Raw genomic sequence first — 11,528 nt, 5'->3', positions numbered from 1 at the left:
GAATTGTCCCAACCCCTGCAAACGATTAACCACGATTAATTATCAATTAACCAAGTCCGGCCAGGTCTCGCTCAAAATCTACAACGCCCTGGGGCAGTTGGTGAAGACGCTGGTAAATGAAGCCAAACCGGCCGGGGCCTACCAGGTGGAATGGGACAGCCGGGACGGGGGCGGGCTTAAGGTTTCTTCCGGGGTTTATATCTACCGGTTACAGGCGGGGGATTTTATTGATACTAAAAAGATGGTAGTGATAAAGTAGTATCTGCACAAGTAAAAGGCCGAAGTTTTCAACTTCGGCCTTTTTTTAGTATCCTTGCTAAAAACACAATTTAAATATATTGACTTGCAACTGGCTTATTAGTATAATCCTAGTTTAATCAATAATAAACGGAGGTCCCATGCTGGATCCAAAATTACTGGAAATATTGGCCTGTCCCAAATGCAAGGGCGAGCTGGAATACCGGCCCAAGGAACAAAAACTGCTTTGCTGGAGCTGCAAGCTGGGCTACAACATCAAGGATGATATTCCCATCATGCTGATCGACGAGGCCGAGCCGCTGACTGGCGGCAAGAAATAATTGTCAGGCAATGTTTTAACGTTTGAGAAGCAGTGATTCAGGGCTAAACATTGTTTGAAATGCCCGGCATGGAGCGTTAATGTTGGAGGCGCTAAATTATAATGAAAGGCAGTGCTGGAAATGTCTGGCGCGGTACAATGATGACGTTTGAACGTTTGTTAGGCAAACATCCAAATCGTGCTTAACATATACGACTTGCCACTCCTGCATCGCTTTATGGGTATCATTACGCTCAATCGAGTTAAAAAGGGTGAAGAGTGGACAAATTTGTAATAGACGGCGGACGGGAACTCAAGGGAACGGTCAAAATTTCCGGCGCCAAGAACGCCGCCCTGCCGGCCCTGGCTGCCTCGCTTTTAGCCTGCGGAAAAACAGTGCTGACCAACGTTCCCAACGTGATGGACATCCGGACCATGAGGCGGCTGTTGCTGCGGCTGGGGGCCAAGGTGGAGTTCGCCGATGGACGGATGGAGATCGATGTCCCGGCCAAACTGAAATGCGAAGCCGAGTACGAGATAGTAAAGCAGATGAGGGCCTCGTACTATGTGCTGGGGCCGCTTTTGACCAGGTTCGGCAAGGCCCGGGTCTCGCTGCCCGGCGGCTGCGCCATCGGCGCCCGGCCCATTGATCTCCACCTGAAGGGGATGGAAGCCCTGGGCGCCAAAATAGACATAGTGCACGGCTACGTCCAGGCCCAGGCCCAGGCCCCAAGGCTCAAAGGCGCCAAGTTCCACCTGGCCGGGAGCCACGGAGTTTCGGTGGGGGCCACCATCAACGTGATGATGGCCGCCGTTCTGGCTCAAGGCCGGACCGTGATCGGGTCGGCGGCCTGTGAGCCAGAGGTGGTGGCCACCGCCAAGATGCTCAATTGCATGGGGGCCGGCATCAGCGGGGCAGGCACTCCGGTGATCACCATCCAAGGCGTCCCGGAGCTTCACCCCTGTCATTTCAAAATGATCCCCGACCGGATAGAGGCCGGCTCGCTGATGGCCGCCGCCGCCATCAGCGGAGGATGCGTGACCATCGAAGAATGCCGGCCTGACCATTTGACCGCGGTGATTGAAATTTTAAGAAAGGCCGGGGTCAAGATAGCCCAGGGCGACGAAATGGTGACGGTGGAGGCCCGGCGCCGGCTGAAACCCATGGAAATAGCGGTGGCCCCCTATCCCGGATTCCCCACCGACATGCAGCCCCAGATAATGGCGCTGGCCGCAGTTTGTTCCGGCCTCTCGGCCGTTACCGAGACCATCTTCGAAAACCGCTTTATGCATGTCCCGGAATTGCAGCGGCTGGGGGCCGACATCAAGATAGAAGGTAACACCGCCATAGTCAAGGGCGTTCCGAAACTGACTGCGGCCCCGGTGATGGGCTCCGACTTAAGGGCCTCGGCGGCCCTGGTGATCGCGGCCCTGGCGGCCGAGGGCCGGACCGAGGTCAACCGGATCTACCATCTGGACCGGGGTTACGAGAATTGGGAAAGGAAACTGAAAAAGCTGGGGGCGAAGATCAGAAGGGTTCAGGTGCCGATGTGATCCGGAGATAGGGTTTTCATTTAGCCCAGGCATTCCGCCTTCGTATCCGTGGGAATTCATCCAGATCGGGAACTGCGGCTCGCCGATCGAGACCGAGCACGGCTGGCTGCTCATCACCCACGGCGTCGGCCCGTCCGCCAATACTCGATCAGCACCGCCCTGCTGGACAAGAAAGATCCGGCGAAAATACTCGGCCGCCTGCGGGAGCCGCTCATCCACTGGACCGAGGCCAGCCGGTCGGGGTATGTCCCGAACGTCGTATACACCTGCGGCGTGCTGCTGCACAACGGAATGCTGGTCATCCCCTATGCCATGTCCGACCAGAAGTCCACCATTTCCCTGATTTCGCTCCCGACCCTGATTGAAAAGCTGTTGCGGGGAACAAATTAGCCTATTCGTAGTTGTAATATGCATTTTTCTATAATCCTCATTATTATGTAGGACAGTACAGTATGGATCAGATCCACCGCGCCATCACCGTCGCTATCCGCGACTGCCTGGCCGTCAAGTCCCACGAGACGGTTCTAATAATCACGGACGATGTCAAGCTGGAAATCGGCAAGGCGTTCTACGAGGTCGCCAAACGCTTCGCCAAGGAAACGCTTCTGGCCTGCATGGCGCCAAGGCAGAACAACGGACAGGAGCCGCCTTTTGCCGTTGCCCTGATGATGCAGGAGGCGGATGTGATATTCATGATCACAACAAAATCGCTGTCCCACACCGCGGCCCGGCGCCAGGCTTCAGCCAGCGGCGCCCGGATAGCCAGCATGCCGGGTGCGACCAAGGACATGATAGTCAGGACGCTTTGCGCCGATCACCGGACAATTAAAAAGATCGGGGAAAAACTGGCCGGCATCGTGAGCCGGGCCAATAAGGTCAGGATAACCACTAAAGCGGGCACCGACCTGAGCTTCTTGATCAAGGGCCGCCAGGCTCTGCCCGACCATGGCATCATTCCTTTTAAAGGCGGATTTACCAACCTGCCGGCCGGCGAAGTTTACGTGGCTCCTTTAGAAGGCAGCGCCAACGGGCTTTTAGTGATAGACGGTTCCATCGCGGATATCTGGCCCGTTAAAAGGCCGATCAAGATAGCCATTGCCCAGGGCTTTGCGGTGGAGGTGGGCAAAGGCCGGCAGGCCCAAAAGCTGTGGCAGATAATTTCGGCCCACGGAAAAAACGGGCGGAACATCGCCGAGTTCGGCATCGGCATAAATCCCCAAGCCAGGATCACCGGCAATGTGCTGGAGGACGAAAAGGCTTTGGGCACCATCCACATCGCCTTTGGCGACAACTCCGGGTTCGGCGGCAGGGTCAAGGTCCCCAGCCATCAGGATGGGATCGTGAAAAATCCCGATGTCTGGTTAGACGGGAAACGACTGATGAAAAACGGAAAACTTTTGGTATAAATCGTGCGTTTCAACAGAATCAACATAATTTTATTGGCCGGATTTCTGGCGCTATGGGGCTGCGCTAAGAAAGTGCAGACCGAGCTCAAGGAACCGGTGGAGGAGACCGGCCCGAGGCTTAAACTGGGCAAGGTTACCTTTGTCGGCAACGCCGTATTTACCCAGGGCCAGCTGACCGGGAAGATGACCAGCCAGCGGGGGCAGAGGTTCGACGATTTTACCTTCCAGCAGGATTTGCGCAAGATAATCTATATGTACCAGAAGAAAGGTTTTCTGGAGGCCAAGTTCCAGAACCGGGAGCAAAGAGTGAATTTAGAGGCCCAAGAGATAGATTACACCCTGACCATCAGCGAGGGGCAGCTTTCGGCCATCGGCCAGATACAGTTCCAGGGCAATTCCCTGTACTCCGATTCAGTGCTGCTGTCGCTGTTAAAAGTCAAGAGCGGCGATGCCCTGAACCTGGCGGCGGTTAAACAGACCTCTTCCGGCATCGTCGCGCTTTACGCCGAAAAAGGATATCTCTATGCCACGGTAAAGGACACGATCATGAAAACGGAGGACGGCCACGTTTCCAACATCGTTTACCGGATTGCCGAAGGGCGGCAGGTTTTTATTGGGCTGATCGGCATCAAGGGCAATAAAAGAGTGTCTCAAAAGGTCATCAAAAGGGAGATGAACCTTTCTTCCGGCGAAGTGCTGATGCCTTCCCGGGTCTATCAGAACCAGCAAAGGGTCTATTCGCTGGGGCTTTTTACCGAGGTCCGGTTTGAAATGGAAGGCCTGACGGAAAAGTCCGACACGGTAAACCTGCTGCTGTTCGTCAAGGAAGACAAAAACAGCTGGTATGGCTTCAATTTCGGCTACCAGCAGCCCGACCGGGTGCAGCTAGGGCTGGAGTGGGGCAGCGACAATATCTTCGGCAATCTGCAGAAGATAACTTTGAAGACCGACATCGGATACGGGCTGGGAAAGACCGACGGCCTGCATCCCTATACCAATGATTATTATTTGGATTACCTGGAGCCGTATTTTTTATCGCTGCCGTTGAAAGCCAGCGGGAGCATCTATTACAAAAGACAGCGGGATGAGGCGTCCTACTGGTCTCCCTTGAGCCGTTTGGGCGGCGAAGCCAAGGTGGGTAAATCCATCACCCGGATATTACAGGTCTATCTGGGCTACAAATACGAATTTTTAGAAGAGACCACCACCACCACCAGCGACGTTTTTGTAAGCGCCACGGCCGATAACCGGGACGATATCTTCAATCCCACCCGGGGCTATAATGTCAGCGCCAGGCTGGATCAGGCCGGTTCGGTGCTGGGCGGGTCCAACGATTACCGCAAGAGCACCGGGGAGACTGCCTTTTACCACAATCTGGGCCGCAGTTTCATCCTGGCCTGGCACGCCAAAGCTTCGGGAATCTATACTTTCAACCGGGTGGGTCCGGTGCCCATCCAGGAGAGGCTGAAACTGGGCGGGGCCATGAATCTCAGGGGTTACGCCCAGGACGAGATTTATGCCGATACTTTCAGCACCGTCAACATGCTGGTTAACGGCAACCTGGAACTGCGGGTCCCGGTGTATAAGATGTTCGGGGCCTGTCTTTTCGTCGACGCCGGAAACGTCTGGGCCGATATTGAGTCGGTGAAGTGGAAACAATATCACGGGGGCACGGGGCTGGGCTTAAGATTCTATACCCCGATCGGCCCGGTCCGGCTGGACTATGCGATTAAAACCGAGGGCCGGATGGAACTTAAAGGCGGCCTGATATACATAAACCTGGGGCACGCTTTTTGATGCCGCATAAAACCAGAAACATAATAGTCATCACTTCAGCCGCGGTTGTCCTGCTGTCTCTGGCCGGCTTGGCGCTTTATTTGAACAGCCGGAGCTTTAAGGAGAAGCTTAAAACCAAAGCCGATCTCACCCTGTCCAATGTTTTAGGACGGGAGTTCACCATCGACAGCGCCAGCGTCCAGCTGCCAATGAACATCGTGCTCCATGGCTTGAAGCTGGCCTCGGAAGACTCCCTGAAAAACGGAATGATGCTGGAGGTCCCCCGGATCAAAGTGGTCATCCACCCCTGGGTTTCTTTGACCAAGGGGAGGATCACCGTCAATCAGGTGGGAGTATATGACGCCCGGGCCAGGCTGGTCCGCCGCTCCGACGGCAGTTGGAATTTTTCCAATTTGTTCAAATCGGATTCCACCAAACCCAAGGGAAAAACCAATTTCCCGCCCCTGGAAATTTCTACCGTCGAAATCGGTAACTTAAAGGTAATGATCAGCCCGGGCCCGGATTCCCAACTGGTGGAAAAAATAAACCTGATGGCAGGGCTGAAGATGGGCGGGCCAAAATTATCATTGAATTTAAAGGATTTCAGCGCCTATATTCCCGATCGCAAGTTTTCCCTGAATAAAGGAAATGGTTCTCTGGCCATCAACGGGGACACAGTCAAACTGGATGGTTTCGGGATTAATCTGGGCTCCAGCCGCCTGGGACTTAGTTTATGGCTGGACGGAAAAAGCAAGAAATACGGCCTGTCCCGGGCCAAGCTTAAGCTCAATATGTCCGATGTGGCCCGGGCCGCCCGGTTGAAAGCCGAAGATTTTGACGGGCAAATAATCATCACTGCCGGAGGCAAGGGCAGTCTTGATAACCCGTCCGCAAACGTAGATATCCGGTCTGCGGCCTGCGGTATCGGCGGAGCGCGCCTGGAACGTTTGAATGTCCGGTTGAGTTTCAGGGATCAGATGCTTTTGGTTGAGGACATTGATCTGGCTTCCGGCCCGGGCACGGTCAATGGCACTGGCCAGTTGGATTTGAAGGCCAGGGACTACGATCTGCAGCTTTCCTTAAACCGGGTGGACCTGGGAACAATGCTGCCGATGGCCGGAAAGGCATTAAAGACCAACATCAACGGCGTATTCAAGTTGCAGGGCCAGGGACTGGAGCCTAAAAAAATCAAGGCCAGGGCCGATCTGGTCTTGAACCGCAGCTCGGTTAACGATATCCCGGTGGATGAGTTTCGCTGTTTCGTTAGGGCCGAAGGCGCCGACATCGCAATAGACCAGATCCGGCTGAGGAGCGGCCAGGCCCAGTTGGAGGCCAAAGGCGATATTTACAAGGAGGCCGTCAGCCTGGAACTGGAAACCGACGAGATCGACCTGGCCCAATTCGGACCTTTGTTCGGACTGAAGGATCTGGCCGGCCGCCTGCGCTTCACCGGGCTGGTATCGGGTTCTACCAAAGACCCCGATATCATCGGATCGTTCCGATTAAAGGAGGCCGGACTGGCCGGGATCAGCTGCCTGTATTTTGACGGCAATATGTCTGTAAAATCAATAGCCAAAAGCCCCCTGGGGGACAGCAAATTCACGCTGACCGGAATAGAATTCGGCAAACAAAGCATAGAAAAAATCGAGATGCTGGCCGAATTGAGGGGCCTGGACCGGGGAGGTTTTTCCGTTCATATTGTCAAGGACAGCATCACCGAAGGGCTTTTGAGCGGGCAGCTGGAGGTGGCCGGAAAGAACATATCGCTGATAGTCTACAAACTTTTCTTCAATTCCGGTTACCAGATCATTGCCAACAGCCAGCCTCTGGCGGTGGACATCAAGTCCGGCGCAATCGATCTTAAGCCCGGCAAGCTGATCTTAGGCCGGGGCAGCCTGCTTTTCTCGGGGAACTACCGGAACAATAAAGATTTTCAGGTAGATATCAAAGGCCGGGATATTGACAGCCGAAGGATACTGGAGCTTATGCAGCTTGATAAAACCGTCCACGGCCTGCTGGATTTTGAGCTGGCTGGTTCCGGCAACCTGGCCTCGCCAAAATATTCTTTAAAGCTGAATGTAGGCAATCTCCGGTTTGAACAGTTCACCGCCGATAATCTCTTCCTGGACGTGGCTTATGCCGACCGGGTGGTCCGGCTGAACCAGTTGGCTATCAGCCGCTACGGAAGCGTTTCCGAGCTTTCGGCCAGGATCCCGGTCAACCTGGCGGCGGGCCCGGAGATGGGAAAATTGCTAGATCAGCCGATGGAAGGACAGGTCAGCTTAAGGGACATCGGCACCTGGGCCTTTTTTCCCATGGCTGATTTTTTAAGCGTCTATGAAGGCCGGATAGATCTTTCGGTCGCACTTTCGGGCACGCCCTTCAAACCGCTGCTGAACGGGGATTTTTCCATCAACAACGCCAAGATGGTGCTCCGGCCCTTCGGCATGTACCTGCGGGACGTGATAGTCAGGGCCCATTTCAACGCCGACAGCCTGGTGATAGACGGCATCAAAGGAACCACCGAGAACCAGGGACTGGTGATGATCAACCGGGGCGAGATCCTTTTGGAAAGATTCATCCCCTCCAAGATGTATTTCCTGATCACCACCCGCGAGGCGCCCATCCGCAACATTCCGTTCATCGAAGCCAACGTGGACGCCCGGATCGAGATCAACGGAACGGTCAATCATCCTAAAATTTCGGGAAATGTAAAGGTCAACACCGCCCTGATCTCCATGCCCTTTGCCCCGGCCGAGGAGCCGCCGCCGCCAGAAGGCGAGCCCAAGCCAATGGATCTGGACCTGGCCATCACCGGCCCCCAGGGGATCTGGCTGCGCAACAACGACGCCGACATCGAGCTGAAGATAGACAACCTGAACGTGAGGATGCAGCAAAATCTTTTGTTTTTGTCGGGGCGGCTGGAGACCATCCGGGGCACTTACAAGGCCCTGGACCGCCAGTTTGACATCACCTCGGGCCAGCTGACCTTCACCAACTCGGCCCTTATTAATCCGGAGCTTAACCTGTCGGCCCAGACCTCGGTGGATCAGCCAACCCCCGAGGGGGGCACCAGCAAGGTGAAGATATTTTTGAAAATCCAGGGAACGGCTCTCCAGCCAAAACTTAGCTTCACTTCCGACCCCACCATGTCCGAACAGGACATCCTGACCATGATCTCGGTGGGCCGCAAACTGGATGACGAGAACGGCAATGGGGATTTGGCCGGCCAGGTGACCCAGCGGGGGGTGGATTACCTCAGCAACATGCTTTTGGGCAAACTCCAACAAAAGAATATCGGGCTGGTGGACGTAGTGCGGCTGAAAACCTATCTGACCGGCGAAGACAAGGGGGCCCAGGTGACCCTGGGCAAATACGTCACCCGCAAAGTTTTTGTCAGCTACTCCCAGGGGCTTTCTGCGAACCTGTCAACGGAGTTCACCGCCGAATACCTGTTCGGCACCCGCAGCGCCATAGTGGCTAAGAAGGACGACAAGGGGAAGTTCAATCTGGGCTTAAGGATGAAGTTCAAGTACTGACCCAACTTTGGCTGTTGCCAAAGTTGGGTAAAACTAAAAACTAAATCCTAAATAATTATCAACGACCCAAATGTCTAAATCTCTCAACAGTTTGATATTTTGTAATTTAATGGTTTGAAATTGTTTAGCCCGCCTGGGCGGATTCGGAATTAGCATTTTGAATTTGTTAAAGCTCAGTACTGAATTGTATAGTAAGAATTAATCTGCGCAATAGTTCGGCTAACGCTTACTACAACGTCTGCGGATAAACCCGTTCCTGTATAATATTAGGAAAACGATGAATAGAAATACCGTTGTAATTTTGGCTGCGCTGGCTATTTGGGCTGCGGCGCTGAACGCCTCGGTCATCGACTGGCAAAGCTATCAGGGGCCGATGGTGGGGGCCAGGGCGCTGTCGCTTTCCGGCTGCGTGGCCGGGATCGACAACGATCCCTCGGTGATCTACTGGAATCCGGCCCAGCTTTCAGCCCTGCGCTGGCCGATGTTCATCGTGAACTATACCCATTCTTCAGGCCTGCTGTCCGATCCGCTTTTCTCCGGCCCCAAAAGGATCAATTACCTGGCCCTGGCTGCCAAGGGTATGGGATTGTCCTGGCGCTCGATAGTCAGGCATGCCGAAGAAACAGTTGCTCTCCAGGGCGCCGATTCCGTCAGCAATTACCTGCGCTACGGGGTGGATGAGTTCGCCGTAGTATTCGGTCAAAACGACGAGTATAATCCCAACACCGCCATGGGCCTGACCGCCAAGATCCTCTGGGGCCGGATGTTGGAGATCACCCAGACCCAGAGCGGCGCTTTATGGACCAAGGCCCGGACCATCGACGAGAACAGCGTAGGTTACGGGATAGATATTGGTTTTTACGGGAATTACGAAAAATTGAAATTCGGGGTCAGCGGCCAGAATATAGTGGGCAAGGTTTACTGGAAAAAGGTGGAGGACGACAAGCTGAAGCCCAAGCTGTGGCTGGGCGGGGCCATAGTCGCCGACAAACTGCCGAAAATATCCGGGGCCATAGAGAAATATCTGGGCAGCGGGACTCCTCCGTTCCGTTATTCTTTGGCCGGGGAATATAAATATGCCCTGCCGGGTTACGGCGCGGTTTCCGGGCGTTTGGGCTACAGCCGGATATATAAAGCGGCCAAGGAGGACTACGTCTGGACCGGGGGAGTGGGGTATCTTTATAAAAAGTTTTTGATCGACGGGGCGGTGGTCAATACCCTGGATCTGGCCACCAACCGGTGGCAGCAGTCGTTTGTGGGGGCGGTAAGTTTGTATCTGGAGTGATATTTAGCCACCAAGGTACGGAGACAAGGGTATACCGCCCAAAAAACATTTTTCACGGAAAAAGGCTGGCGCTTTGCGCCAGCCTTTTTTATTCTGCTGCTGCCATGCCTACTGGGACCTCATTATCTGCTGGAGGTTTTCGGGGTCGGTGGATTTGCTCAAGGCCTCATCCAGGGTTATCAATTTTCTCCGGAACAACGAGGCCAGCGACATGTTAAGGGTGCACATGCCCTGCTTGACGCTGGTCTGGATCAGGCTCTGCAACTGGTAGGTCTTGCCCTCCCGGATTAGATTCCGCACCGCGCCGGTGCCGGTCATTATCTCATGGGCGGCCACCCGGCCTCTTCCGTCAGCCCGTTTTACCAGGATCTGGGAAATCACCGCCACGAAGTTCACCGCTACCTGCATCCGGATCTGCTCCTGCTGGTGCAGGGGGAAAACGTCGATGATCCGGTCGATAGTCTGGACGGCGTCGGTGGTGTGGAGGGTGGCCAGCACTAAGTGGCCGGTCTCGGCCGCGGTGATGGCCAGGCTGATGGTCTCCAGGTCGCGCATCTCGCCGATCAAGATGCAGTCCGGGTCCTGGCGCAGCACGTATTTCAGGGCGTCGGCAAAGGTCAAAGTATCCCGGCCCAGCTCCCGCTGGTTGACGATGGCCTTTTTATCGGTATGGATGAACTCCACCGGGTCCTCCACCGTCATGATGTGGCAGGGATCGTTGGCGTTGCGATGGTCGAGCATGGAGGCCTGGGTGGTGGACTTGCCGCAGCCGGCCGGGCCGGTTACCAGCACCAGGCCCCGGGGCCGCAGCGCGATCTCCTTTAAAATGGCGGGAAAGCCAAGTTCATCCAGCGAAGGGATTTTCTCGGGAACCAGCCGGAAGACCAGGCCCAGAGAACTGCGCTGCAAAAACAGGTTGACCCGGAAACGTCCGGTGCCGGGCTGGGTATAGGCAAAGTCCAACTCCAGGTCCTGGGTAAAACGCTGCCATTGGGCCGGGGTCAGCACGGAATCCACGAACCGCTTGATGTCGTCGGGCGTCAGGGCCGGCATCTGGGTAGGCAGCAGGTCTCCGTAGATGCGCAACAGGGGGCTGCTTCCTACTTTGAGGTGAAGGTCGGAGGCGCCTTGCTGGGCCATATGCTGCAACAGCTGGCTTATTTCCATTTTACTTTAAGCGGTGTGTGTGAATGTCCCGTCAATTGTGAATCCGGCAGTGATACGATGGCGATACGTTGGTGATGCGGTGGACTAAAAAATTGTATGTCCATAGGGCTTTGTTGCGCAAAGATTGTAAAGATACAGCATCCCCTGATAAATCGATGATTAGACAGCAACCTTATATGACACCGGCATACCTATTTGAGCTATACGGTTGAGAATGGCACATCCAATTCTGACTTCGGTTTTTT

The 11,528-nt window shown here is 54.8% G+C and carries 8 protein-coding genes and 1 pseudogene; 8 read left to right on the top strand and 1 reads right to left on the bottom strand.

The window, feature by feature from the left end; all coding sequences use genetic code 11:
* The 8 genes and pseudogenes from HY768_02360 to HY768_02325 all read left to right on the top strand — a co-directional run.
* Positions 1-259: T9SS type A sorting domain-containing protein (locus HY768_02360; protein ID MBI4726062.1), on the top strand; the 259-nt coding region annotated here is incomplete at its 5' end.
* 139 nt (positions 260-398) lie between these two features.
* The gene (locus HY768_02355; GenBank protein MBI4726061.1) at positions 399-578 is read left to right on the top strand and encodes a Trm112 family protein; all 180 of its coding nucleotides are present in this window, start codon (positions 399-401) and stop codon (positions 576-578) included.
* A 257-nt stretch (positions 579-835) separates the two neighbouring features.
* On the top strand, positions 836-2,110 hold the full coding sequence (gene murA, locus HY768_02350) for a UDP-N-acetylglucosamine 1-carboxyvinyltransferase (GenBank protein ID MBI4726060.1): 1,275 nt from the start codon (positions 836-838) through the stop codon (positions 2,108-2,110).
* Between the two features lie 7 nt (positions 2,111-2,117).
* Positions 2,118-2,500 (top strand): annotated as a pseudogene (locus HY768_02345) (hypothetical protein).
* A 62-nt stretch (positions 2,501-2,562) separates the two neighbouring features.
* Positions 2,563-3,516, top strand: coding sequence for an aminopeptidase (locus HY768_02340; GenBank protein MBI4726059.1), 954 nt, complete (start codon positions 2,563-2,565; stop codon positions 3,514-3,516).
* 3 nt (positions 3,517-3,519) lie between these two features.
* Positions 3,520-5,313 (top strand): BamA/TamA family outer membrane protein, encoded by a 1,794-nt coding sequence (locus HY768_02335; protein MBI4726058.1) that lies wholly within the window; start codon positions 3,520-3,522, stop codon positions 5,311-5,313.
* The gene (locus HY768_02330; GenBank protein ID MBI4726057.1) at positions 5,313-8,831 is read left to right on the top strand and encodes a translocation/assembly module TamB domain-containing protein; all 3,519 of its coding nucleotides are present in this window, start codon (positions 5,313-5,315) and stop codon (positions 8,829-8,831) included. Before HY768_02335 ends, HY768_02330 begins: the two co-directional genes overlap by 1 nt.
* A 277-nt stretch (positions 8,832-9,108) precedes the next feature.
* Positions 9,109-10,116 carry a hypothetical protein gene (locus HY768_02325; GenBank protein MBI4726056.1) on the top strand — a complete coding sequence of 336 codons (1,008 nt, stop codon included), beginning with the start codon at positions 9,109-9,111 and terminating at the stop codon, positions 10,114-10,116.
* A 108-nt stretch (positions 10,117-10,224) separates the two neighbouring features.
* On the opposite strand, the gene HY768_02320 is transcribed toward HY768_02325, so the two are convergent.
* Positions 10,225-11,283, bottom strand: a complete 1,059-nt coding sequence (locus tag HY768_02320) for a type IV pilus twitching motility protein PilT (protein ID MBI4726055.1) — start codon at positions 11,281-11,283, stop codon at positions 10,225-10,227.
* Positions 11,284-11,528: the final 245 nt, after the last annotated feature.

The sequence above is a fragment of the candidate division TA06 bacterium genome (genome assembly GCA_016208585.1).
In the GTDB taxonomy this organism is placed as follows: Bacteria; Edwardsbacteria; AC1; order AC1; family EtOH8; genus UBA5202.
This window is presented reverse-complemented; position numbering and strand designations above follow the sequence as displayed.